Annotated in this window: 20 protein-coding genes; 5 read left to right on the top strand and 15 right to left on the bottom strand. The window is 63.4% G+C overall.

All coding sequences use genetic code 11. The features are described from left to right. Nucleotides 1–45: 45 nt before the first annotated feature. The 7 genes from AC57B6_RS27440 to urtA all read right to left on the bottom strand — a co-directional run bounded on the left by AC57B6_RS27440 (nt 46) and on the right by urtA (nt 6757). Nucleotides 46–375 (bottom strand): FmdB family zinc ribbon protein, encoded by a 330-nt coding sequence (locus tag AC57B6_RS27440; protein ID WP_496422497.1) that lies wholly within the window; start codon nt 373–375, stop codon nt 46–48. Nucleotides 376–523: 148 nt separating this feature from the next. Then, a complete protein-coding gene (gene fmdA, locus AC57B6_RS27435; protein WP_496422496.1) occupies nt 524–1756 on the bottom strand; it encodes a formamidase in 1233 nt (410 codons plus the stop codon). Nucleotides 1757–1792: 36 nt separating this feature from the next. Continuing rightward, nucleotides 1793–2482, bottom strand: coding sequence for an urea ABC transporter ATP-binding subunit UrtE (gene urtE / locus AC57B6_RS27430; protein ID WP_028197297.1), 690 nt, complete (start codon nt 2480–2482; stop codon nt 1793–1795). Nucleotides 2483–2504: 22 nt separating this feature from the next. Beyond that, a complete protein-coding gene (gene urtD, locus AC57B6_RS27425; RefSeq protein WP_028197298.1) occupies nt 2505–3248 on the bottom strand; it encodes an urea ABC transporter ATP-binding protein UrtD in 744 nt (247 codons plus the stop codon). Beyond that, on the bottom strand, nt 3245–4408 hold the full coding sequence (gene urtC, locus AC57B6_RS27420; protein WP_030100799.1) for an urea ABC transporter permease subunit UrtC: 1164 nt from the start codon (nt 4406–4408) through the stop codon (nt 3245–3247). The genes urtD and urtC overlap by 4 nt, the downstream gene beginning before the upstream one ends. Before the next feature lie 96 nt (nt 4409–4504). Beyond that, the gene (urtB, locus tag AC57B6_RS27415; protein ID WP_030100800.1) at nt 4505–5422 is read right to left on the bottom strand and encodes an urea ABC transporter permease subunit UrtB; all 918 of its coding nucleotides are present in this window, start codon (nt 5420–5422) and stop codon (nt 4505–4507) included. Between the two features lie 69 nt (nt 5423–5491). Beyond that, the gene (gene urtA, locus AC57B6_RS27410; RefSeq protein WP_496422495.1) at nt 5492–6757 is read right to left on the bottom strand and encodes an urea ABC transporter substrate-binding protein; all 1266 of its coding nucleotides are present in this window, start codon (nt 6755–6757) and stop codon (nt 5492–5494) included. Between the two features lie 273 nt (nt 6758–7030). Between urtA and AC57B6_RS27405 the strand changes: the two genes are divergently transcribed. Next, nucleotides 7031–10492, top strand: a complete 3462-nt coding sequence (locus tag AC57B6_RS27405) for a hybrid sensor histidine kinase/response regulator (RefSeq protein WP_496422494.1) — start codon at nt 7031–7033, stop codon at nt 10490–10492. Next, entirely contained in the window at nt 10485–11540 is a 1056-nt protein-coding gene (locus tag AC57B6_RS27400) for a response regulator transcription factor (protein ID WP_028197303.1), read from the top strand. Before AC57B6_RS27405 ends, AC57B6_RS27400 begins: the two co-directional genes overlap by 8 nt. 25 nt (nt 11541–11565) lie before the next feature. Here the strand turns inward: AC57B6_RS27400 and zwf are convergent, their stop codons facing one another. The 6 genes from zwf to AC57B6_RS27370 form a co-directional block, all read right to left on the bottom strand. Next, entirely contained in the window at nt 11566–13053 is a 1488-nt protein-coding gene (gene zwf, locus AC57B6_RS27395; RefSeq protein ID WP_028197304.1) for a glucose-6-phosphate dehydrogenase, read from the bottom strand. Nucleotides 13054–13256: 203 nt separating this feature from the next. Beyond that, complete coding sequence (gene lhpI, locus AC57B6_RS27390) at nt 13257–14210, bottom strand: bifunctional Delta(1)-pyrroline-2-carboxylate/Delta(1)-piperideine-2-carboxylate reductase (protein ID WP_496422493.1); 954 nt, start codon at nt 14208–14210, stop codon at nt 13257–13259. 40 nt (nt 14211–14250) lie between these two features. Continuing rightward, complete coding sequence (gene lhpH / locus AC57B6_RS27385; protein WP_496422492.1) at nt 14251–15258, bottom strand: trans-3-hydroxy-L-proline dehydratase; 1008 nt, start codon at nt 15256–15258, stop codon at nt 14251–14253. A 204-nt stretch (nt 15259–15462) separates the two neighbouring features. Continuing rightward, the gene (locus AC57B6_RS27380; RefSeq protein ID WP_046570786.1) at nt 15463–16569 is read right to left on the bottom strand and encodes a potassium channel family protein; all 1107 of its coding nucleotides are present in this window, start codon (nt 16567–16569) and stop codon (nt 15463–15465) included. A gap of 172 nt (nt 16570–16741) precedes the next feature. Further along, entirely contained in the window at nt 16742–16999 is a 258-nt protein-coding gene (locus AC57B6_RS27375) for a hypothetical protein (protein WP_028197308.1), read from the bottom strand. A 58-nt stretch (nt 17000–17057) separates the two neighbouring features. After that, nucleotides 17058–17744, bottom strand: a complete 687-nt coding sequence (locus AC57B6_RS27370; protein WP_454807556.1) for a cysteine peptidase family C39 domain-containing protein — start codon at nt 17742–17744, stop codon at nt 17058–17060. A gap of 205 nt (nt 17745–17949) precedes the next feature. Here AC57B6_RS27370 and AC57B6_RS27365 point away from each other — a divergent pair, with 205 nt between their 5' ends. The 3 genes from AC57B6_RS27365 (at nt 17950) to AC57B6_RS27355 (ending at nt 20766) form a co-directional block, all read left to right on the top strand. Next, nucleotides 17950–18204 carry a helix-turn-helix domain-containing protein gene (locus AC57B6_RS27365; RefSeq protein ID WP_496422491.1) on the top strand — a complete coding sequence of 85 codons (255 nt, stop codon included), beginning with the start codon at nt 17950–17952 and terminating at the stop codon, nt 18202–18204. Nucleotides 18205–18206: 2 nt separating this feature from the next. Then, nucleotides 18207–19547 carry a type II toxin-antitoxin system HipA family toxin gene (locus tag AC57B6_RS27360; protein WP_046570792.1) on the top strand — a complete coding sequence of 447 codons (1341 nt, stop codon included), beginning with the start codon at nt 18207–18209 and terminating at the stop codon, nt 19545–19547. A 364-nt stretch (nt 19548–19911) separates the two neighbouring features. Further along, nucleotides 19912–20766 carry a helix-turn-helix domain-containing protein gene (locus tag AC57B6_RS27355; RefSeq protein ID WP_028197311.1) on the top strand — a complete coding sequence of 285 codons (855 nt, stop codon included), beginning with the start codon at nt 19912–19914 and terminating at the stop codon, nt 20764–20766. A gap of 94 nt (nt 20767–20860) precedes the next feature. Here AC57B6_RS27355 and AC57B6_RS27350 read toward each other — a convergent pair whose 3' ends face one another. After that, entirely contained in the window at nt 20861–22747 is a 1887-nt protein-coding gene (locus AC57B6_RS27350) for an ATP-binding response regulator (protein WP_028197312.1), read from the bottom strand. Next, the gene (locus AC57B6_RS27345; protein WP_030100809.1) at nt 22717–23253 is read right to left on the bottom strand and encodes a putative pterin-binding protein; all 537 of its coding nucleotides are present in this window, start codon (nt 23251–23253) and stop codon (nt 22717–22719) included. Before AC57B6_RS27345 ends, AC57B6_RS27350 begins: the two co-directional genes overlap by 31 nt. Between the last annotated feature and the right edge of the window lie 139 nt (nt 23254–23392).

The following is a 23392-nucleotide window of genomic DNA, read 5'->3' as shown; positions in this document are numbered from 1 at the left end:
TGTCGTCAACACAGCGCCGCACGGCTCACGGCCCCGCGCAGCGAGTCAGTGGCTAATCATCCACGGTCGGCCGCCAGCGTTGGTCTTGAGGCCGCCTGGCGTCGTCGCGACCGCGGACGCCTTCGACCCGCACCCACATCCCGGCCCATGACGGTGCGTGTATTCTCCCGAACGCTGCGGCGCATGCGCCGCGCGCTCGTTAATCTGGTGCCCGGCACGGGCGGCCGTTGGCATCAATGACAACGCCGGCAGGCTAAGAATGCGTTGCGCCGGCGCGGTGCAAGCGGGACACGCACAGACCGTATCGCGCTCGGCGACACGGCGTATCGCGGCGAAGGGGCCGCAGTTATCGCAGCGGTACTCGTAAGTCGGCATGGTGCTGCCCTCTGAAGATCGGTGGATCGGTATGGGTATTGCCCGGCTGTCAGTCGGCCGCCGCACTCGACGCACTTCACACACTCCACGCATCGATTGAACGGCGGCCCTCGGCAAACGCTCTCGCGCCTGCTCGACAAGAAACGCGTCAGACCAGATCAGGCGACAGCGGCAAATCCACCCCGGACGTGACATGCCTGACCGGTCCGGCCGAATTCGGCCGGATATCGAAGTCGAAGATCTGCGTGGGCAGCCACAGCGTGGCGCAAGCGTTCGGCACATCGACCACGCCGCTGATATGTCCCTGCACAGGCGCCGTGCCAAGAATCGAATAGGCCTGGGCGCGCGAGTAGCCGAACTTCGTCAGATACTCGATCGCGTTCAGGCAGGCCTGCCGGTATGCGATATGCACGTCCAGATAGTGCTGCTTGCCCTGTTCATCGACCGAAATGCCCTCGAAAATCAGGTAGTCGTTGTAGTTCGGCGTGATCGGACTCGGCTTGAAGATCGGATTTTTGATGCCGTACTTCGCCATCCCGCCCTTGATCAGCTCGACCCTCATATGCACCCAGCCGGCCATTTCGATCGCGCCGCAGAAAGTGATTTCGCCATCGCCCTGGCTGAAGTGCAGGTCGCCAACCGATAGCCCTGCACCGTCGACATACACCGGGAAGTAAACCTTCGAGCCCCGCGACAGATCCTTGATGTCGCAATTGCCGCCATGCTCACGCGGCGGCACGGTGCGCGCCCCTTCGGCGGCGGCTTTGGCGTGATCGTCGTCGGCGAGCCGTCCCATGTGCGCCGTCGCCGCGAACGGCGGATTGGCAAGGCCGGGCACGCGTTGCGGGTCTGTAGCGATCAACGCCGCCTCGCGTTCATTCCATGTCGCCAGCATCTTCGGGTCGGGCAGGCACCCGATCAGCCCCGGGTGAATCAGCCCCGCGAAGTTCACACCGGGAATATGCCGCGAACTGGTGTAGAGACCATGAAAATCCCAGATCGACTTTTGCGCCTGCGGAAAATGGTCGGTCAGGAAGCCACCGCCGTTCTTCTTCGAGAAAAAACCGTTGAAGCCCCACTGGCTTTCCTGTTTTGCGCCGATATCGAGCAGATCCACCACCAGCAGGTCGCCGGGCTCCGCGCCTTTCACGCCGACCGGTCCCGACAGAAAGTGCACGATCGACAGATCGATATCGCGCACGTCGTCCGCGCTGTCGTTGTTCTTGATGAACCCGCCGGTCCAATCGTAGGTTTCAAGAATGAAATCGTCGCCGGGATTGACCCAGCAGGCCATTGGGATGTCCGGATGCCAGCGGTTGTGGACGTTCTCGTTGTCGTAGGCCGATTGTTTCAGGTCGACCTTGATTAGCGTTTCAGCCATTGCAAACCCTCCTCCAGAAAATGATGGACAGTCGGCTCACACCGACAGGTATTCACGAATCTTCGCGGTGTCGACGGCGCTGCGCGGACTCTCGTGCACGAGCCGGCCGCCTTCGATGACGAACAGGCGATCCGCGACGTCGAGCGCAAAGCTCAGCACCTGCTCCGACACGACGATCGTGATATCGCGCAGCTTGCGGATCTCGTTCAATGCCCGGGCAATGTCCTTGATGATCGACGGCTGAATGCCCTCGGTCGGCTCGTCAAGCAACAGCACCTTGGGCTGCGTGACGAGCGCGCGGGCAATCGCCAATTGCTGCTGCTGGCCGCCGGACAGGTTGCCGCCCTTGCGGGCGCGCATCTCGTAAAGCACCGGGAACAGGGCGTAGATCTCCTCCGGAACCGTCTTGGTCGGTGCATTCTCGAGACCGGTCTGGATGTTCTCCTCGACACTCAGCGTCGCGAAAATCTGGCGACCTTGCGGCACGTAGGCGATGCCTTTGGCGACCCGCCGGAAACTCTCGTCGCGCGACACCTCCTCGCCGTCCACCCGCACCGAGCCTGACTTGAGCGGCAAAATGCCGATCAACGACTTGAACAACGTGGTCTTACCCATGCCGTTGCGTCCCATGATCGCCACGGTTTCGTTATGGGCGGCGTTGAAGCTGATGCCATGCAACGCTTCACTCTGGCCATAGCTGACGAACAGGTCGTCGACATTCAACATGCTGTGCTCCTCCGTGGACCACTCAGTGGCCAAGATAAACATCGATGACGCGCGGGTCCGCCTGCACCTGTTCCATCGCCCCTTCGGCGAGCACCTTTCCCTGGTGCATCACGGTGACCTTGTGAGCGATCTGCGCGACGAATGCCATGTCATGCTCGATCACGATCATCGAGCGGTTCTGGCAGATCCGCTTGAGCAGCTCGGCCGTGATCTCGCGCTCGCGCACGCTCATGCCGGCAATCGGTTCGTCGAGCATCAGCAGTTCCGGGTCCTGCATCAGCAACATGCCGATTTCCAGCCACTGCTTCTGTCCGTGCGACAGCAGCCCGGCTTCGAGATCGAGCTGGTTTTCAAGGCCGATTTCACCGGCCACGCTGCGCACGCGGTCGAGCACGTCGCCGGTGCGCCGGAACGTCAACGCACCGAACACGCCCCGCCCGCGCGGAAACGACACTTCGAGGTTCTGGAACACGGAGAGGTTTTCGTAGATCGACGGCGTCTGGAACTTGCGGCCAATCCCTTTGCGTACGCGGCGAAACTCCGGCAGCCGCGTCATCTCTTCGTTGCGAAACTTGATGCTGCCTTCGCTCGCCCGCGTCTTGCCGCAGATCAGATCCAGCAGCGTCGTCTTGCCCGCGCCGTTCGGTCCGATCACCACGCGCAACTCACCGCGATCGACGTACAGGTTCAACGAATCGATGGCCTTAAAACCATCGAACGACACGCTCAGGCCTTCCACAGCCAGCACGAAATCCGTATTGCTCATGAGGCGCTCCTTGCGCCGAGGCGCGCGAGCCATGGCTTGACGTGGCTGTCGTAAAGACCCGCCAGCCCGTTTGGAAACGCCATCACGACGCCGATGAAGAGCGCGGCCATGAGGAACAGCCACAGGTTCGGGAAACTCTCGGAGAACCATGTCTTGCCGAGATTGACGAGCACCGCGCCATAGACCGCGCCCACCAGCGACATGCGCCCGCCCACCGCGGCGTAGATCACCATCTCGATCGACGGCACGATGCCCACGAACGAGGGCGACATGAAACCGACCTGCAGCGTGAACATCGCCCCGCCGATCGCCGCGAGCACAGCGGCGATGCAAAACGCGAACACCTTGAACATGGCCACGTCGTAGCCGGAAAAGCGCACCCGGTCCTCCTTGTCGCGCATCGCGAGCAGCAAGGTGCCAAGCTTGCTGCGCTGGATCTGCCGGCAGCAAACAATGGCCGTGAGCAGCAGCACTGCATTGATGAAGTACAGGATCAGCTTTGCGCCATCGCCGCGAATATCCCAGCCAAGCAGCGTGCGCAGATCGGTGATGCCGTTCACACCACCGGTATAGCCCTGTTGGCCGATGATCAGCACCGACAGGATCAGCGCCACCGCCTGCGTGATGATCGCGAAGTAGACGCCGCCCACGCGTCGCTTGAACATCGCGAAGCCGACCACGAACGCGAGCGCGCAGGGCACGGCCAGCACCGCCGCCAGCGCAAACGGCAGCGAATGAAACGGCTTCCACCAGAACGGCAAGGCGGTCAGCTGATTCCAGTCCATGAAGTCGGGAATGCCCGGCGTCGACTGGATCTTCGTGCTGATCGGGTCCGACGCTTCGAGCTTCAGGAACATCGCCATGCAATAACCGCCGAGGCCGAAGAACACGCCCTGCCCGAGGCTCAGCACACCGCCGTAGCCCCACGCCATCACGAGCCCAACGGCGACGAACGCGTAGGTCAGATACTTGCCCATCAGATTCAGGCGGAACACATCGAGTGCGAGTGGAAACACCACGAGAATCAGCAGTGCCAGCACGACGATGCTGCCGTAGCCGTCGCCCGTCAGCCAGCGCTTGAGCGTGTGGCGCAAGCCGGCTTGGCCCACGGCGCGGTCCGGCGCGACGGACGTGCCGGCGGAAGGGTTCAGCTGGTCCATATTCGTTTCTCCGGGCTGAAGCGATTGAAAGGGCTGACTGGTGACACAAGCGGCGACACAAGCGGTGACACAAGCGGCGACACAGTCGATGAGTGCTCAGGCACGGCGCACCTTTGAAGCAAAGAGCCCTTGCGGCCGCAACATCAGCACAATGACGATGGTGAGCAGCGTCACCACGCGTGCCGATGAGCCGGTCATGAAAAACTCGCTGATCGACTGCATCTGCGCGATCCCGAACGCGGACGCCACCGTGCCGAGCAGACTTGCCGCGCCGCCGAACGTCACCACCAGGAACGAATCGACGATATAGAGCGAGCCGCTGGTCGGCCCCGTCGAGCCGATCGCCGTGAACGCGGCGCCCGCCACGCCCGCGATCCCGCAGCCGATCGCGAAGGTCAGCCGGTCGGTCTTGCGGGTATCGATGCCGGCCGCGTTCGCCATCTGCCGGTTCGCGACCGTGGCGCGCACCCGCAGTCCCCAGCGCGAGCGGTACAGCGCCAGCAGCACCCCGCCTGTCATCAGCACCGCGAGGCTCATCACGAACAGTCCGTTGATCGGGATGTCCAGACCGGGCTTCGGCGACCACGACCCCATCAGCCAGTCCGGCAGCGTGGGACTCACCTCCTTCGGGCCGAACACCGAGCGAAACACCTGCTGCATCCCGAGGCTCAGGCCCCAGGTGGCGAGCAGGGTGTCGAGCGGACGTCGGTACAGATGGCGGATCAGCGCCCACTCCGCCAGCCAGCCAGCCGCGAACGCCAGCACGAAGGCAGCGCAGATCGCGACCGGGAAGTACACCGGCGCGTACCCGTGCCAATAGTTATCGGCCAGTTGCGAGAACAAATAGATCGTGTAAGCCCCGATCGTCATGAACTCGCCGTGCGCCATGTTGATCACGCCCATCTGGCCGAAGATCACCGCCAGCCCCAGCCCCATCAGCAGCAGCACGCTGAACAGGCTCAGGCCGGCAAAACCTTGCATCAGCGTGACGTTAAGAATGTCTGAAGCCGACATGCGTCTCTCCTCGAAATGATCCGCGCGCTCGCGTGACGGCAGCGCGTTTGACTCGCGCTGCTTCGCGTTTTACTGATAGCCCTTGGGGAACGGATTCGGCTCGATCAGATCGGGCGATTCGGCCACCACCTTGAACTGGCCATCCGTCTGCGCCTGACCGATGCGCGTGCGGCTCCACAAGTGATGATTCGCGTGGATCTTCACGTAGCCTTCCGGCGCGCTCTTCAATTCGATGCCAGGCGATGCGGCGACAACCTTGTCGACGTCGAAGCTGCCTGCTTTTTCCACCGCCGCTTTCCACAGCCACGGACCGAGATAGGCGGCCTGGGTGACGTCCCCGATCACCGATTTGGGTCCGTATTTGGCCTTGAACGCCGCGACGAATTTCTTGTTGTTGTCGTTGTCGAGCGATTCGAAATACTTCATCGCCGAGTAGAAACCCGCGACGTTTTCGCCGCCGATTCCGAGCACTTCGTCCTCGGTCACCGAGATGGTCAGAAGGAACTGCTTGTCCGCGGTAATGCCCGCCGCTTTAAGCTGCTTGTAGAAAGCCACGTTGGAGCCGCCGACGATGATCGCGTAGATGCAATCCGGTTTGGCGATCTTGATCTTGTTGATCAGCGAGTTGAAGTTAGTTGTGCCGAGCGGGTAATACTCCTCGCCGACCACCTTGCAGCCGCTCAGATGCTGCTCGATATGCTTGCGTGCAATCTTGTTCGACGTGCGCGGCCAGATGTAGTCGGAACCGATCAGGAAGAAGCTCTTCGCCTTCTTCGTCTGGTTCGCCCAGTTCAGCCCCCAGAGAATCTGCTGGGTCGCTTCTTGCCCCGTGTAGAACACGTTCTTCGATTGCTCGAGCCCTTCGTAGAACGTCGGGTAGTACAGGAGGCCGTTATCGCGCTCGAAGATCGGCAGCACGGCCTTGCGCGACGCCGAGGTCCAGCAGCCGAATACGGCCGCCACATGATCGTTTTCGAGCAGTTTCTTGGACTTCTCCGCGAAGGTCGGCCAGTCGGATGCGCCGTCTTCCTGAATGATCTTGATCTGACGGCCGAGAATGCCGCCCGCCGCGTTGATCTGTTCGATCGCGAGACGCTCCGCCTGAATCGAGCCGGTTTCGGAGATCGCCATGGTGCCGGTTGCCGAGTGCAGCTGGCCGACTGTCACCTCCGTATCGGTCACCGCGAGGTGGGTGGTGTTGACCTTGGCGGTCGGATACTGCTGGGCCCGCGCGATGCCGGAGATGGCGAGCGCGGGCGCGGCGGCAAGACCCATCAAGAGTTTTCGGCGCAGCGCCGAAGGCATGCCAGGCTCGTTCTGATCGTCGTGTGACATCGGGTTCTCCTTGTAGTCGTGGTCGGGCGACCCGCGCTGTGCAGCGGCTGGCGGTGTCGACGTAACGAAAAGTAGGTAGCCAATTTGCGCGGCCCAATACGTCAGTTGACGTAGGGCGCGACGCAATTGCGCTGCCTATAATCGCGCCGGCATGGTGCGCGGGCCGTGCCGCGCGCGGCCGTCCATCGCATCACGGTGCCGCTGCGGCCCCAAATGGAACGCAACTTGCATAAACGCGCCGTCAGCCCCGGAACCCATCGACGACGAGCCTCGATGCACCAAACAGAATCACAGCCCTCGCGCCCCGCCGGCCCGGCTACCCAGGCTGGGGCATCGCGCCCTCCGTCCGGCGGTACGCAGCGCATCGTCAAGATTCGCCGCGACTACAACGCATGGGTCGGCGACGAAACGCTCGAGGATTACGCGCTGCGCTTCACGCCGCGTACATTCCGGCGCTGGTCGGAGTTCCGGGTCGCCAATACGGCGATCGGCGCGGTGTCGTTCCTCGCGCTAGAAGCAATTGGCGGCGCGCTGGTGGTGAACTACGGCTTCGCGAACGCGGTCTACGCGATTCTCGCCGTCTCCGTGCTGATCTTTCTGACCGGCATACCGATCAGCTACTACGCCGCGCGCAACGGCGTCGACATGGACCTGCTCACGCGCGGCGCCGGTTTCGGCTATCTGGGCTCCACGCTGACGTCGCTGATCTACGCGATCTTCACCTTTGTATTTTTCGCGCTCGAAGCGGCCATCATGTCGCTCGCGCTCGAGCTTTATCTGAAGATTCCGCTATCGCTCGCCTACGTGATCAGCGCGCTCGTCATTATTCCGGTGGTGACCTTCGGTATCACGTTCATCAACCGCCTGCAAGGCTGGACCCAGCCTTTGTGGCTCGTGCTGCTTGTCGTGCCCTACGCCGTGGTGCTGTGGCGCGAGCCGCACGTGCTCGCTGAATGGGTCACGTTCGTCGGCCTGTCGGGGGACGGCCGCGAGTTCAGGCTGGCTTCCTTCGGTGCCGGCTGCACCGTGGTGTTTTCTCTGATCGTGCAGATCGGCGAACAGGTCGACTACCTGCGCTTCCTGCCGCCGCGCACGCGTGCAAATCGCGTTCGCTGGTGGGTCGCGCTGATTTCGGCCGGGCCGGGCTGGATCGTGCCTGGCGCATTGAAGATGCTGGGCGGGGCGTTGCTTGCCTTCCTCGCGATCCAGCACGAGATCGACCCCGTGAAAGCCGTCGAACCGACCCAGATGTATCTGGTCGCGTATCACTACGTGTTCCATTCGCCCGAAGGCGCACTCGCCGCGATGACGCTGCTGGTGATCGTCTCGCAACTGAAAATCAACGTCACCAACGCCTACGCCGGTTCGCTCGCGTGGTCGAACTTCTTCGCGCGGCTCACACACAGCCACCCGGGGCGCGTGGTATGGCTGGTGTTCAATGTGTTGATCGCCCTGCTGCTCGTCGAGATGGGGGTTTTCGAAGCCATCAGCAAGGTGCTCGCACTCTATGCGAACGTGGCGATCGCCTGGATTGGCGCGGTGGTCGGCGACCTCGTGATCAGCAAGCCGCTCGGTTATAGCCCTCGCGATATCGAGTTCAAGCGCGCGCACCTGTACGACATCAACCCCGTCGGGGTGGGTGCCATGGTGATCGCCTCGCTGATGGCCGCGCTCTCGCATGGCGGCGTGTTCGGCGCGACCGCGGAAGCATTGGCGTCCTTCATCGCGCTGCTGGTCGCCTTCGTCTGCTCGCCATTGCTGGCGATCGCCACGCGCGGGCGCTTCTATCTGGCGCGCGACAGCCACGACCTCGAAGCGGGCGCGGTGCTGCGTTGCGTGATCTGCGAAAACAGCTTCGAGCGTGAAGACATGGCGCACTGCCCGGCCTATGCCGGCTCGATCTGCTCGTTGTGCTGCTCACTCGACTCGCGCTGCAACGACTCCTGCAAACCTCATGCGCGATTGCCTGCCCAGTTCGGCAAATCGATCCACGCTCTGTTCCCGCGGCTGCGCCTGGGCGCGGCAGGTTTGCGCCTCGCGCAGTACTCCGGTCTGCTGATCGTCGTGCTCGCGCTGCTCGGCGGCGTGCTTGCCGTGCAGTGGAATCAGAGCATGCGGACCCTGCCCGATCTCGACGCCACGGTTCACGACGTGCTGCTACAAGGGTATCTGAAGGCTTTTTTCGCACTTGCGCTGATCGGCTGCATCGCTGCGTGGTGGTTGGTGCTCGCCAACGAAAACCGCAAGGTCACACAAGAGGAGTCGCAGCGGCAAGCCGAACTGCTGATGCAGGAAATCGAGGCGCACCGCAAAACCGATGCGGCACTCCAGCAGGCGAGCGCCGCCGCCGAATCGGCCAACCGCGCGAAGAGCCGCTACGTGACGGGTCTCAGCCACGAGTTGCGCACGCCGCTCAACAGCATTCTCGGCTACGCGCAACTGCTGCTGCAAGGCACGGACGAACTGCCGGCGGGCCGCCGCGACGCCGTGGCGACCATCTATCGCAGCGGCGAACACTTGCTGGCGCTCGTCGACGGCCTGCTCGACGTCGCGCGCATCGAGGCGGGCAAACTGCAGCTTAACGTGACGGAGATCGCACTGCCGGACTTCGTCACACAGCTCTCGGCAATGCTCGAACCGCAGGCTACCGACAAAGGACTGCAGTTCGATTTCCAGACGACCGGCCGCATTCCAGAAGTGGTACGCATCGACGAAAAACGGGTACGGCAGATTCTCATCAATCTGATCGGTAATGCGATCCGCTTCACCTCGAGCGGTACGGTGAAGGTGCGCGCGGGCTATGCGTGGGAAACCCTCACCTTCGAGATCACCGACACCGGCCCCGGCATGCCGGCCGCCGAACTGGAGCGTCTGTTCCTGCCGTTCGAGCGCGGCGCGGCGGCGCGCGAACACGACCACGGCGCCGGCCTCGGCCTGACGATCTGCCGCCTGCTCACGGAGCTGATGGGCGGCAACCTGCAAGTGCAAAGCGAGGTGGGCAGTGGGACCCGCTTTATCGTCAAGCTGTTCGCGCCGGAAGTGCGTGAGCCCCAGCGGCTGGCGAACGGTCCGCTCAACATCAAGGGGTACGACGGGCCGCGCCGCACGGTGCTGGTGGTCGACGATCTCGCCGAGCAGCGCCGCATCGTCACGCATACGCTCGCGCCGCTTGGCTTCCTGGTCGTGGAAGCCGCCAGCGGACCTGAGGCGCTCCAATGGCTCGGCACAGGGGCGGCCGACCTCATCGTGATGGATGTCTCGATGCCGGACATGGACGGCTTCGAGGCGAGCCGCCTGATTCGCGACAACCGGTTATCGGCGGCGCCGATCCTGATCCTGTCGGCCAACGCTTTCGCCGACGATCGCGACAAAGGCACCGCCGCCGGTTGTGACGACTATCTCGCCAAACCGCTGCACATTCCGCTTCTGCTCGACAAACTGGCGGCGCTGCTGCAACTGCAGTGGATCGTTGAAACACCCGGCACGGTAACGCCCGCATGCGCCGGTTCGGCTGACGCGCCGGCAAGCTTGCCCGCCACCTTGCGTGAAAAACTGCATACGCAACTTGAAATGGGTTACGTGCAGGGCTTCATCGAACAACTCGACGCGGCGCAGATCAACGCGCCTGAACTGGCCACCGTGCTCGAACCGTTGCGCATCCTCGCGCGGCGCTTCCGGCTGACCGAACTCGCGCAGTTGCTCGCGCCTACCCAGCAGGTCAATCCCGATGCATGACGAATCGCTGCTCCTGCCCCCGGACACGCAACCGGAACTGCCCGACGACAAGCCGGTCGTGCTGATCGTCGACGACACGCCCGACAACCTAGCGCTGCTGTCCGATACGCTGCGGGCATCCGGCTACGCCGTTCTGGTTGCACTCGACGGGCAGTCCGCGTTGCAACGCCTCGCGCGCATCACGCCGGATGCCGTGCTGCTCGACGCGCTGATGCCCGGCATGGATGGCTTCGAAACCTGCCGGCAGATCAAGGCCGATCCCCGAAACCGGCATCTGCCGGTGATCTTCATGACCGCGCTGACCGACAGCGAACACGTTGTGCAAGGCTTTCGGGTCGGAGGTATCGACTATGTCACCAAGCCCGTCAAGCCGAGCGAGGTCAGCGCGCGCATTGCCGCCCATGTACAGCGCTCGCGCCAGCAGCGCCAGGCGGATACGGTGCTCGAGATCGGTATGCGCGCGGCGCTGATTGCGGCCGCGAGCGGAGAAATCAAATGGCAAAGCGACCTTGCACGGCAGCGTCTTGCGCGCTACGGGCCGGGCGATGCGACAACCGACGAGAGGAATGGAGAGACTGGGGGCAACGCGAAACACCATCTAACGAACGACGGCACGCGGCTTCTCCCCCCTCTCCCCCCTCTCCCCGATACCGTGCCGCGTCTGCCGCCGATGCTGAATCAATGGCTGGCGCGCTGGATCGAAACGGGCTGCGATCTGCAAGCCGGCTTCGAAACGGCTGCGGACGGCGTGCGCCGCGTCGCGCGGGTACTCGGCCGCGCGACGCGTGGAGACTGGGTGATCCTGCTTGAGGAGTTCAACGATGCCGAGCACACCAGCGCGCTCGCCGCACAATTCAACCTGACGGCCCGCGAGGCGGAAGTCCTGCTATGGCTGTCGCGCGGCAAGACCAATCGCGATATCGGCGACATTCTCGGCATGGCGCCGCGCACGGTCAACAAGCACCTGGAACATGTGTTCGGCAAACTGCATGTGGAAACCCGTGCGGCGGCGGCGGCGATCGCCGCGAAGGCAAGTACGCGGTATTGACCCTCGCCGCCCTGCGTCGACCCGCTTACTGCGATTCTTCCGCCCACACCGCATTTTCACGCGCCATCAGCGCCGTCGATGCGGCCGGTCCAAACGTGCCGGCCGTATAGGCACGCGGCTTGTCGCCCGACTTGGCCCAGCCTTCCAGAATCGGCTCGGCCCACGCCCATGCGGCTTCGAGTTCGTCACGGCGCATGAAGTGCGTGAGGCGTCCGCGAATCACGTCGATCAGCAAACGCTCGTACGCTTCCGCGCGGCGCTCGGTGAAAGCCTGCTGCAAGTCGAGATTCAGGTTCACCGGCAGCATGTGCATGCCGCTGCCCGGTTCTTTCGCGAGTACCTGCAACTGGATCGACTCTTCGGGCTGTAACTGGATCACCAGCCGGTTGCCGTAATTGCGCCCGCTATTGCCGTTCGGGATGATCGAGAAAGGCAGCTCGGAAAACTCGATGACGATCTCCGACACCTTCTTCTGCATCCGCTTGCCGGTGCGCAGGAAAAACGGCACATGGGCCCAGCGCCAGTTGTTGATATGCGCGCGCAATGCGACGAAAGTCTCGGCGCGGCTGCCGGCCGGCACATTGTCTTCTTCCAGGTAGCCCTTCACCGCCTCGCCGTCCACGGCGCCCGCGGTGTACTGGCCGCGCACGGTATCGCGCGCGATGTCCTCGGGCGTCATAGGCCGCAGCGAACGCAGCACCTTGAGTTTTTCGTCGCGCACCGCATCCGGGTCGAGCGACACCGGCGGTTCCATGGCAACGATGCACAGCAATTGCAGCAAGTGGTTCTGCACCATGTCGCGCAAAGCGCCAGTTTTGTCGTAGAAGCCCGCGCGGCTGCCTACGCCGACGGTTTCCGCCACCGTGATCTGCACGCTCTTGATATACGGCGCCTGCCACAGCGGGCCGAAAATCGGATTGCCGAAACGCAGCACCATCAGGTTCTGAACGGTTTCCTTGCCCAGGTAGTGGTCGATCCGGTAGATCTGCGCTTCGCTGAAATGCTTGCCGACCGCCGTGTTGATCTCCTGCGCGGACGCCAGATCGTGGCCCAGCGGTTTCTCGAGGACGACCCGCGAATTGCCGTCGATCAGTCCGGCCGCCGAAAGGTTGTCGCAAATATTCGTGAACAGATCCGGCGAAGTCGCGAGATAAAACACCCGCCGCACGCCTTCGCGCGATGTCTCTTTCAGGCGCTGGTAGTCCTCGACCGAGTCGACGTCCATGCGCACATACTCGAACAGCGCGAGGAATTTGTCCCAGGCGGCGGCATCGAACGCCTTCTTTTCGATGAAGGGCTTCGCCTTCGCCTCCATGAATTCGGTGATGTACTCCTCACGCGACCACGGCTTGCGGCCGATCGTGAGAATGCGGGTATCCGGCGGCAGATTGCAGTGCAGATGCGCCATGTAGAGCGCGGGCAGCAGCTTGCGAAACGACAGGTCGCCGGTGCCGCCGAAGATGATCATGTCGAGCGGCAGGTCGGGAGTAGCGGAAGCGGATTGGGTCGTCATAGCGCGGTCGCAGCGTCGTGATAGGCGTCAAGTCAAAGGACAAAGGAGCAAAAGGTGCCGGCGAAGCGGCGCCTTTTTTCCGGCAAACGCCTATGGTGCAACGTTTTGAGATTGTTTGCACGGCAACATGTGCCGCAGGTTGGCGCAAGATGCCAACCCGGCCACGCTTGCCATCATCCGCCGGCGCGGCAAACGGCCTGCGATCAGCCGCCCGACAAGGCTTCGCGCGCCACCCGGCAGGCCGCCAGATCCCACGCCGCGCAGCCGACACTTTTAAAAACAATCGCCTGCTCCGCCGGCAATAACGCGGCGTTCGCGACCACGGCTGCAATTCCACCGACCCGCGCCCAGTCGACGCCGGCCTGGATGAAGTCACCGGCTTCGTGCCTCGCGCCGGCTTCGTCGTCGACGAATAGCGCGCTGCCCTCGATCGTGCGCGCGCCGATCTCGACCATGGCCGGCGTGAATGCGCCGACGCCGATCAGGAGCCGGTTCGGGCGCGCCGCTTCGTCGTAGACGGCCTGCTTGCTGGTGGTGAGCGCGATCACCACGTCGATCGAGGCGGGGATGGCGGCGTCGGGGTCGGCGAGCGGCTGCAGGTCGCGGACCTTGCCACCCGCCGCTCCCTGCGCTCGATGGGCCGCGCAGAATGCCGCGGCCCGCGCGGGCGCACTGCCCTTCACCCATACCCGCGCGTCGGGAAACAGTTCGCCGATCGCTTCCAGATGATTTGCTGCCTGCGTGCCGGTGCCGATCAGCAGAAACTCACGTGGCCGCGCGGGCGCGAAAGTGAGTATGCCGAGCATGGACATCGCCGCGGTGCGACGCCCGGTCACCGTGGGGCCGTCGAGGATGAAAAGCGTCTCGCCGGTATCGGCGTCGAAGGCCATCACCTGGCCATGGATGGTCGGGATGCCGCGCGGCCCATTGCTCGCACACACGTTCACCAGCTTGTGGATCGCGAGATCGGGCGCGGTCGCCGGCATCGACAGCATGATGCCGCCCTCGTTGAGCGGCACGACGAGCCGCTCGGGACTCACGATGCGTTGCTGCGCGTAGTCAATGGTCGCGCGCTTCAACGCGTCGACGAGCGCCGCGTAGGGAATCAGCCGCGCCGTGGCGGCGGCGTCGAAGATCTGCATGGTCGGGCGGGTCATAAGCGGGCTTTTCCTGTCGAGGCACGTGGGGATGGTCGATTCAGCGCACCAGAAAACCATAAGTCAGCGGATCGCGTTCGTCGATGATCCAGTTGGCGAAGCCAAGTACATGCGCGTCGCCTTCTATCTCCGGGATCACCGCGTCGAAGCGCCCGAGTTTCGTCTCGGACAACACGCGGCCGCGAAAAATCGTGCCGATCACGGATTCGTTGACCAACGTCTCGTCGCGGCGCAACTCGCCGCGCAGATAAAGCTGCGCGACGCGGCCGGCGGTGCCGGAACCGGTCGGCGAGCGGTCCACTTCCCGGTCGGCGAATACGCAGCAATTGGCCTGCGTCGAGCCGGCGTGACGCGGCGCGTTGTCGATGATCGTGCCGTAGATGTGGTTGATTTCCGGAATCAGCGGATGCTCGACCTTGAAGGCCGCGTTCGCCGCGCGTTTGACTTCGTCGCCGAACTGGATCAACCGTTCGATTTCCGTCTCGCGTATCTTCAGATCGAAGGGCTCGCCCGACGTGTAGAAATAGAACGCGCCGCCGAACGCAATATCGCCGCGCACCTCGCCGAAACTGGGCGTGTGCACCGTCACGTCGCGCTGCCAGATGAACGATGGCACGTTGACGAAGCGCACGCGCCCCGCCTGCTCGCCGTCCCATTCCACGAACGCTTCGATGAAGCCGCACGGCGCGTCGATGCCGACACGGGTTTCCGGCTCGCTGCGCTCGATCCAGCCAAGCGCGACAGCCGCGGTCGCAAGCGCGATCACGCCGTGGCCGCAATGATCGCTGTAGCCTTCGTTGTGCACGAAGATCACGCCGAAGTCGGCGCTTTCGCTTACCGGTTCCGTCAGATAACCGCCGTACATATCGGCGTGGCCGCGCGGCTCGAACATCAGCGCGCGGCGCAGGTGATCGGCGTGCTCCTTGAGCCACGCGCGCCGCTCGACGATGGTCTTGCCCGGAAACTTCGGCAAGCCGCTCGTGACAATGCGAAACGGCTCGCCCGCGGTGTGCACTTCGACCGTGCTGATCATGCGGTTCAGATTCATGTTCACAACCTTGCTGCGTGTGGAAAAGGGAAAACTTCAGCGAATGGGCCCCGCCGTGCTTCTGGCAGCATGCGCTCACCGCCGGGTAGTTCGTTCATGTCCGACTTGGAGCCAGCTCGTCTCCAGTTCACATCCAGCTCAAATGCGGCCGAGATGCGGCCCGGATGCGGCCCAACTTCGACCCAAATTCGCCTCGTGACCGGCTCACGTTTCGTCCACATGGCGCGCCGACTGGATCACCATCAGCAGATCGCCCGGTTCGATCGGACACGGCTCGTCTTCATAGAACGACAGCATGCGCCCCGCCCGGATCAGGCCGACCACCACCGCGCCCGGCAACGCATTGCTCCAGCGGCCGACTTCCAGCGCGGTGGCCGGACGCTCCACCAGATTGACCCGGCCGCGCGCCGACAGCAGATCGTTGATGAAGGGCACGATGTAATTGCTGTCCACCGCGTCGGCGAGCAACAGGCCGCCGATCTTGGTCGACGACACGATCACGTCGGCGCCGGCCTGGCGCAACTGGCGCTGGTAGGTTTGCTCCTGAATCCGCACGACGATCTTCGTTTCCGGCGCAACGCTGCGCACAGTCAGCGTGAGCAGGATCGCAATGGCGTCGTCGCTGACGGCGATGATCACCGCCTTGGCGATGCGCACCTGCGCCTGCTGCAACAGGTCTTCACGCGACGGATCGCCGAGCAGGCCCGCCACGCCCAGCGCCGTGGCCGCTTCGAGCGCGTCCTGCTGGGGATCGATGACAACGATCGCGTCCGCCGCAAAGCCGCTTTCCAGCAACTCGCGCACCGCGACCGAACCGCTCAGTCCGTAGCCGCACACCACGACGTGATCGCGCAGTTGTTTTTGCAGGCGTTTCATGCGGAATTCCTCGATGACGCGTTGAATGACGAACTGATAAGCGGTGCCCAGAAACACGAACCAGATAACGATACGGATCGGCACGATGAAGAAGGCATCGATGAGCCGCGCGCGGGCGGTGACCGGCACGATATCGCCATAGCCGACCGTGGCGACGGTGACCATCGTGAAGTACATCAGATCGACGATGCCGAGCACCTTGCGGTTGGCGTCGCGCAAGCCGTCGCGGTCGAGATAGAGCACGGCAAAGGCGAGTACGCACAGGCCAAGCACAAGGTAGACGCGCTGCAGCAGCACGCGCTGCGGCGACGCCGCAGGACGCGTGAACAGCGTGCGGGCGCGCGGCGGCTGCCACGGGGAGCGGGCGCGGCGCGGCAGACGGAAGCGCGGTGGGCGTGGCTGCGGGGGTGGCTGCGGGTGTGGCTGATCAGACACGCGGCTACTCCGGGAATCGGGAACAAGCGATTCTACGACGCCCGGCGCACCGTGGGGCCGGATCGCGGGAATGCGGGATCGGGATCGGGATCGGGATCGCGACCGCGACCGCGACCGCGGCGCAAAGCTTAGCGACGATTCGTCGGCAAGCGGCAGCGCACCGCCGCCGGATTCACTGGGAGGCGGGGTTGGCCTTGGCGCCGTCTTTCTTGCCGCCCTTGAACATCGCCCGGCAGGCCGGGCTGAGTTCGTCGACATGCTGCTTCATACAGGCGGTGATTTTTTCCTTGTTCGGAATTTCGGCGGCGCAAAAATGCATCGCGTCGCCGCGACAGGCTTTGGCCTGTTCGTCCTCGGTGGCGGCGCTCGCCGCGTTGACAGCGCTGAACACGGCAAGGCTCGCGGCGAGCAAGGCGAAGGTTCGTTTCATGACTCGTTCCAGTATCGCTAAGGTCGGTGCCATGCTCCCCAGCAGAAAACGGGCCCGATCAGTTCGCCGGCGTGGCGAGCGTAGCGGGCGTGTCGCTTGCCTGCCGCCTTGCCTCACGCACGGATCGAGTGAGCGTCATGCCACGCCCTGCGTAGAAACGCGTCATCGTTGCGAACGGCAGATACACATCCGCCTGGTGAGGCGCTATGCCCGACGGGTTATGAAACCATGCGCCATCGCGATCGCGTCCGTGCAGCAGGATCAGATGGCCGCCCTGGTGCTGATTCGGCCGCTCCGGATAGCGGATTTCGGGGCTCACGGAAGCCATCGCCAACGTGTCGCCGTCGATGCGCACGGCGATCTCTTCGAGCGGCGCCCGCGGCAGCACCTCGACCCGAATGCCGAATGCCTCGCCGACCCAATCGGCGAACGGCCGGTAGATCAGGCCGTCGACGCCGCCGTCATCGCGCAGCCGGTACACGCCGTGACGCAACGCTTCATCGAGCAGTGCGGCGCGCGGGGCGTGCTCGATGCCCCAGTAATCGAGCACGGATTCAAGGCAGGTCAGACCGCACAGGCGTTTGGCCCAGAAACGGTAACGCTCCGGGTCGGCGAAACCGCTGCGCTGCCAGTGTGGGTCGTCGCACGGGTCCGCCTGATGTTCGACGATGTGGCGCACCCAGTCGGGGCTGCCCCATTGCGTGTAGTACGGCACGTCGGTGTGGCGTAGCGTCGGTGAGTTCATGAATCTCGCGCGGTCGGTAGAAGAGGTTTTGACCGCATGCTACGCGGCCATCCCGTGAGAGGCAGGTAGAAAAGATTTATTCGCGACACAGATATTGGCCATTTATTCGCCAGACAGATATTGGTCGAATATGCGTCACACGAATATTTGACAAATATCTGCGTGACACATAAAATGCATTTATTCGTCTCGCGGATAATTTACCATGATCCACCTCGTCGCCACGCCGGACCAGATGGCCCAACTATTGAGCGCCGGGCGGCGCCAGGCCGGCTTTACCCAAGCCGAAGCCGCCGCGCGCATCGGCACCAGCCAGAGCCGCATCTCGGCGCTCGAAACCGATGCCAGCGCCCTCACTCTCGCACAATTGCTGGCGCTGTGCGGCGCCTACGGCCTGCAATTGCAAGTGCGCGACAAGAACCAGCCGGTGCCTGAACCGGCGCCTCTGGTCGAGTGGTAAGCATGGGCCGGCAAACGCATTCGCGGGCGCTTTCGGTATGGGCCAACGGCGAGCGTGTCGGCGTCTGGCGCCTGCCCACCCGCGGCCCCATGGAGTTCGCTTACGACCCGGCATGGATCGCCTCGCCCGCCGGCCGGCCGCTTTCGCTCTCGCTGCCGTTCGCGCCGAACAACGCGGCGAACAAAGGGCCACGGGTGCTCAACTATTTCGACAATCTGCTGCCCGACAGCGAGGCAATCAGAAAGCGCATCGCCCAACGCTACCAGACCGATACGCTCGAGGCGTTCGACCTGCTGCAAGCCATCGGCCGCGATTGCGTGGGCGCGGTCCAGTTGCTGGCCGAAGACGACGCGCCGGCCGGCGTCGAACGCATTGAAGGCACGCCGCTCTCCGACGGCGAGATCGAGGCCATGCTGACGCGCACCGTCAGCAGCCCCACGCTCGGCACGCGCGACGAAGCAGACGATTTCCGCATCTCGCTCGCCGGCGCGCAGGAGAAAACCGCGCTGCTCTGGCACGACGGCAAGTGGCAACGTCCGCATGGCGCCACGCCCACCACGCATATCTTCAAGCTGCCGCTCGGACTGGTCGGCAACAAGCTCGCCGACCTCAGCACCTCGGTTGAAAACGAGTGGCTGTGTCTGCAAATTTTGCGCGCGTACGGCCTGCCGGTGGCCAACACCGAGATCATGACTTTCGGCAAGCAGCGGGTACTGAGCGTCGAACGCTTCGACCGGCAATTGCATTCGGGCGGGCAATGGCTGCTGCGCCTGCCGCAGGAGGACTTCTGCCAGGTGTACGGCGTACCCTCGCATCGCAAGTACGAAAACGAAGGCGGTCCGGGCGTGCTCGATCTCGCGCGGATTCTTCAGCAGTCGGTGTCGGCGCGGCAGGACATCGAAACGCTGCTCGCAAGCCAGATTCTGTTCTGGATGCTAGCGGCGCCGGATGGCCACGCGAAGAACTTCAGCATTCGCCTGCTGGCGGGCGGTCAGTATCGTCTGACGCCGCTTTACGACGTGATGTCGATCTGGCCGGTGGAAGGCAACGGCCCGAATCAATGGTCGTGGTTCAAGGCCAAACTCGCCATGGCAATGTGGTCGCGCAGCAAACACGACGCCTTCCGCGATGTACAGCGGCGCCATTTCAACGCCATGGCGCTGCGGTGCTCGTACGGCGCGAACGCCGAACCGTTGATCCAGCGGCTGATCGAACAGACACCAGAGGTTATCGCGCGGGTCTCGGCCGGCTTACCCGAGCGGTTTCCGGGCAAGGTCGCCGAGCGGATTTTCAAAGGCCTGACAAGCTCGGCGGCCAGGCTCGACGCCATGCCGTCAGCCTAGGCTCACATCGAGTAATCCACCAGAATCTTCCTGAAATACGCTGGAATACCCCGCCTGGTGATATTTCTTTACAGATAGCGTGCAGTTTCGTCGGTAAAATAGACTGACTTAATGCTAAAAGCATAAAACAGACTGCCGGATTTTCCGTTCGTACCTCGCACTGGCGAATTCGGCAACGGTCATACAAAAACAGACCGCGATATTTTTTACGGTACATTGCTGTCCCCTGCGCCGCCGCGTCCAATGCATCCAACTTGCATCGCCGCGCTATTCGTGCCGTATCGAACCTACCGCAGGTATCGCATGTACCGCACGTATCGCACGTCCCACAGTCACCTTTCAATAAGGCAGCTTCTCACGCAGCATGACCAACGAGACACACTCACCTGACGCCATCGCGGTTGCCGAGCGCGTGCGCGAGTTGATGAGCCGGCATGGGATCGGCAAGCGCCAGCAAACCACCGAGCTATGCCGCATCCTCGATCTGAGTTTTTCGCAGGGACACCGCAAGCTGCGCGGCAACAGCCCATGGACACTCTCGCAGATCAAGAAGGTCGCCGAGGTGTTCGGCGAACCCGCGGCCCAGCTATTCGGTGCACAGTCGCTCGATCCGGGCATGGTCGGCGCCATCGCCCAGGAAGCGGTGTTCTGCATCGGCGCGATCGAGCTGGCCTGCACCGCATGGATCGGCGCCGCGCTCGAACCGGGCAGCCGCCCTGAATTCGTGGCGTACTCGAAACTCGGCCAATGGCGCGTGGCGCGCCACGATGGCACGCTTTACCAAAGCGCCTACGAAGTCCACAAGATCGAGATCTATCCGCGCCGCGTCGAAACCGACAAGCCGACCATCGCGGTGGTCGACGACGATCGGGCCTCCGCCGACAACCTGCGCGACTATCTCGAACGCAGCGGTTTCGCGGCGGTGGCGATCTACGGCCTCGCGGCATTTGCCGAGCAACTGCAAACGCAGGTTTTCGACGGCATCGTGATCGACTGGTTATTCGGCGCGCAGACCTCGGCCGAGGCGATTCGCGCGGTGCGGGCGTCGGAAAATCCGGATGCACCGATTTTCGTGCTGACCGGCGAATTGCTGACCGGCAAGGCCAGCGAATCGGAGATCAGCCAGGTCATCCGCAATTACGATGTCGCGTGTTATGAAAAACCCGCGCGTATGGCGATCCTGGTCGCCGATCTGTCCAAACGTCTCAACCGGCCCTGACTTGCCGGCAAGCGGCTGAAGGTGTGTGCTCAGGTTGAGCCCTCCTCCATCTGCTTCTTCCAGCGTTCTTCCTCGCTTGTTCCTGGATATTGCGTCACACCGTATGCCGGGAAACCAAAGCGCGCTGCAACGCGTTGCGCAGTTCCTCATAATGTACCGGCTTTAATAACGCGTCGAAAAACGGCTGCGCACGGGCTTCTCCCGCTTCTCCTGCCACACTGCCCGCACTCCCCGCATCGGCTGGACTAGCCGCACCCGCTGCCTCCGGCGCATAGGCGCTCACCACGATCACCGGCGCACCCGCCGACGGCCCGCCACGCGCCGCGAAATCCGCAAGGAAGGTATAACCGTCGCGATCCGGCATATGCAGATCGAGCAGCACCACGTCGCAACGATGCGCATCGAGCCACGCCAGCGCCTCATCGGCACTGGAGACCGCATGCGTGTCGAAATCCATGTGCGCGATCATTTCGCTGAGCGACTCGCGAATCAGCCGGTTGTCGTCGACGATCAGCACGCACGGGCGCGCGCCCACCGGTTCGGCGTGCGCCGCCACGCCGGACGGCGTGGCGGCCGCGACGGAGGAGACCGGAATCGTCACCGTGAAGGTGGTGCCCTTGCCTACGGTGCTCGCCACGTCGACCGTGCCGCCGAACAGCCTGACGAGTCCCTGCACGATCGTGAGCCCCATCCCCGCGCCCTCGAAGCGGCGCGTGCGCGACGCGTCCAGTTGCGTGAACTCCTGGAAGATCAGCGGAATCTGCGCATGCGGCACGCCCGGCCCCGTATCGCTGACAATGAAAATCAGCAGCGCCGGCCGCTGCCTCAGTTGTACGCGCACCGTGCCGGTTTCGGTGTAACGGATCGCGTTGGTGACCAGGTTGTTGACGATCTGGCGAATACGGTGCGGATCGGAATCGACGAGGCCGCTCATGCCGCTAGCCTCACTTTCCAGCTCGAGGCCGCGTGCGGCGGCCGACATCGCGTGTTCGTCGACGATCGAGGCCAGCAGCTCGCGCGGCTCGAAATGCTCGTAACGCAGTTCGAGCTTGCCGGCGCCAAGACGCGCGTAGTCGGTCAGGTCTTTCATCTGGGCTTCCAGATGCCGCGCCGCGGTTTCGAGCCGCTGGATCACCTTGCGATCGGCCTCGGAGTGATAGTTGAAGCCGAGCAACTCGATCGACGACACGATCGCGTGCAAGGGCGTGCGCAGTTCGTGGCTGATCATGCCGAGAAACGCGTCCTTCGCGAGACTCGCCTCGCGCGCCGCGCGGCTCGCCTGATGCTCCGCTTCGAGTGCGGCATGCTGCTGACGCATCAGACGCGTACGGCGCCGGCCGTTGAGCACCAGCAGTGTGGTCGCGGCTGCCGAGAGCAGCAGCAGCAACAGGCCGCCCGCAAACAGCATGCGGCGCTTCTCGATGAAATCGCGGTTCATCGCCTCACGGTCGGCCACGTCGGCGAAACGGCGGCTCAACGCAAGATCGTTGACCTCATTCCAATGCTGGCGCAACTCCTCGACGATCTGACCGGCGCGGCTGCGGTCCTTCGGCAAAGCGTCGACTTCAGGCTGGATTCCGTCCAGCAAATGATCGATCGAGTGGATCTCGTCCATTTGCCGTTGCAGCAGTGCGAGCTGCGTGGTCAGCCTGCGTGTCGAACCGGCCATCACATGCAGCTTCGATTGCAGCAATTGGTAGCGCAGCATGAGCCGCGGATAGTCGTCGTCGACGCCCGATTGATACAGCAGCAACTGGTTCTCGAAACGGGCATAGGCGATCTGCAATTGCGCGGCGTCCCAATAGAAACCGTCGTACTGACCGGTCAGCGGCTCGGTCACGCGCGGATTGAGCAGGTTCGCGTACAACAGATAGCCGATTGCGCCGGCCGGCGCCGCGAGCGCGGTCAGCCAGATCAGCACATAGAGGACACGACGCCAGGGGCGGCGTGTTATTTGACGATGAGTGCCTTGATCTGCCATACGAATTTCGAGTCGCCCGCCGCGCCCATGAGTTCATCGGGGAATGCGTCGCGCGGATAGATAAGAAACAGCGGCCCGAAGTCGCTGATCTTCAGGCGCTGGCCGTTCATGCTGTATGCAACGACCACGCCGTAGCGAGCGCAGTCCGACACCGGAATGGTGTACGTATAGTCGTCGAGCGTATGGATCTCGACCGCGCTGCCGGATGCGCCGACTATCTTCAGGATATCCGCCAGCAGCGGTCCTGTGAAGGTGGAGCGCGGCGTCCAGGTCGTGGCGGTCGTAATCGAATGGGCCGGCAGCGCCAGCAATTGCGCCTCGGTGAAGTGATACGACTTGTGCGCGGCATCGTTGGTCCTGCCGATCTTGCCCGTCACGTCGAGCGATAACGGCAACAGCTCCGCCTGTGCCCGTGCCTGCATGCTCCACACAACGCATGCGAGGAGCAGACCCAGCCCCCACCATGCACTCCTGTTCCCGTCTTTGCTGCCGCTCAGCTTGGTCATCTGCCTGGTTATTCCATCGTTTGTTATTTTTTCGGACGGCGACGCGCATCACCCCGACGCGCGATCTTCGATCCGCATGCATAATATCGCCAAAATTCTTTGTCTCAAAAACGGGGACCTGCCGCCGCGCCGCGCCGCG

Source organism: Paraburkholderia sp. BGA-UO-ETr-F12 (genome assembly GCF_059567945.1).
This window is presented reverse-complemented; position numbering and strand designations above follow the sequence as displayed.

Bases quoted from the DNA above. Each gene is read 5' to 3' on its own strand.
- AC57B6_RS27440 (WP_496422497.1), bottom strand. From the start codon at position 375: ATGCCGACTTACGAGTACCGCTGCGATAACTGCGGCCCCTTCGCCGCG.
- fmdA (WP_496422496.1), bottom strand. From the start codon at position 1,756: ATGGCTGAAACGCTAATCAAGGTCGACCTGAAACAATCGGCCTACGAC.
- urtE (WP_028197297.1), bottom strand. From the start codon at position 2,482: ATGTTGAATGTCGACGACCTGTTCGTCAGCTATGGCCAGAGTGAAGCG.
- urtD (WP_028197298.1), bottom strand. From the start codon at position 3,248: ATGAGCAATACGGATTTCGTGCTGGCTGTGGAAGGCCTGAGCGTGTCG.
- urtC (WP_030100799.1), bottom strand. From the start codon at position 4,408: ATGGACCAGCTGAACCCTTCCGCCGGCACGTCCGTCGCGCCGGACCGC.
- urtB (WP_030100800.1), bottom strand. From the start codon at position 5,422: ATGTCGGCTTCAGACATTCTTAACGTCACGCTGATGCAAGGTTTTGCC.
- urtA (WP_496422495.1), bottom strand. From the start codon at position 6,757: ATGTCACACGACGATCAGAACGAGCCTGGCATGCCTTCGGCGCTGCGC.
- AC57B6_RS27405 (WP_496422494.1), top strand. From the start codon at position 7,031: ATGCACCAAACAGAATCACAGCCCTCGCGCCCCGCCGGCCCGGCTACC.
- AC57B6_RS27400 (WP_028197303.1), top strand. From the start codon at position 10,485: ATGCATGACGAATCGCTGCTCCTGCCCCCGGACACGCAACCGGAACTG.
- zwf (WP_028197304.1), bottom strand. From the start codon at position 13,053: ATGACGACCCAATCCGCTTCCGCTACTCCCGACCTGCCGCTCGACATG.
- lhpI (WP_496422493.1), bottom strand. From the start codon at position 14,210: ATGACCCGCCCGACCATGCAGATCTTCGACGCCGCCGCCACGGCGCGG.
- lhpH (WP_496422492.1), bottom strand. From the start codon at position 15,258: ATGAATCTGAACCGCATGATCAGCACGGTCGAAGTGCACACCGCGGGC.
- AC57B6_RS27375 (WP_028197308.1), bottom strand. From the start codon at position 16,999: ATGAAACGAACCTTCGCCTTGCTCGCCGCGAGCCTTGCCGTGTTCAGC.
- AC57B6_RS27370 (WP_454807556.1), bottom strand. From the start codon at position 17,744: ATGAACTCACCGACGCTACGCCACACCGACGTGCCGTACTACACGCAA.
- AC57B6_RS27365 (WP_496422491.1), top strand. From the start codon at position 17,950: ATGATCCACCTCGTCGCCACGCCGGACCAGATGGCCCAACTATTGAGC.
- AC57B6_RS27360 (WP_046570792.1), top strand. From the start codon at position 18,207: ATGGGCCGGCAAACGCATTCGCGGGCGCTTTCGGTATGGGCCAACGGC.
- AC57B6_RS27355 (WP_028197311.1), top strand. From the start codon at position 19,912: ATGACCAACGAGACACACTCACCTGACGCCATCGCGGTTGCCGAGCGC.
- AC57B6_RS27350 (WP_028197312.1), bottom strand. From the start codon at position 22,747: ATGGCAGATCAAGGCACTCATCGTCAAATAACACGCCGCCCCTGGCGT.
- AC57B6_RS27345 (WP_030100809.1), bottom strand. From the start codon at position 23,253: ATGACCAAGCTGAGCGGCAGCAAAGACGGGAACAGGAGTGCATGGTGG.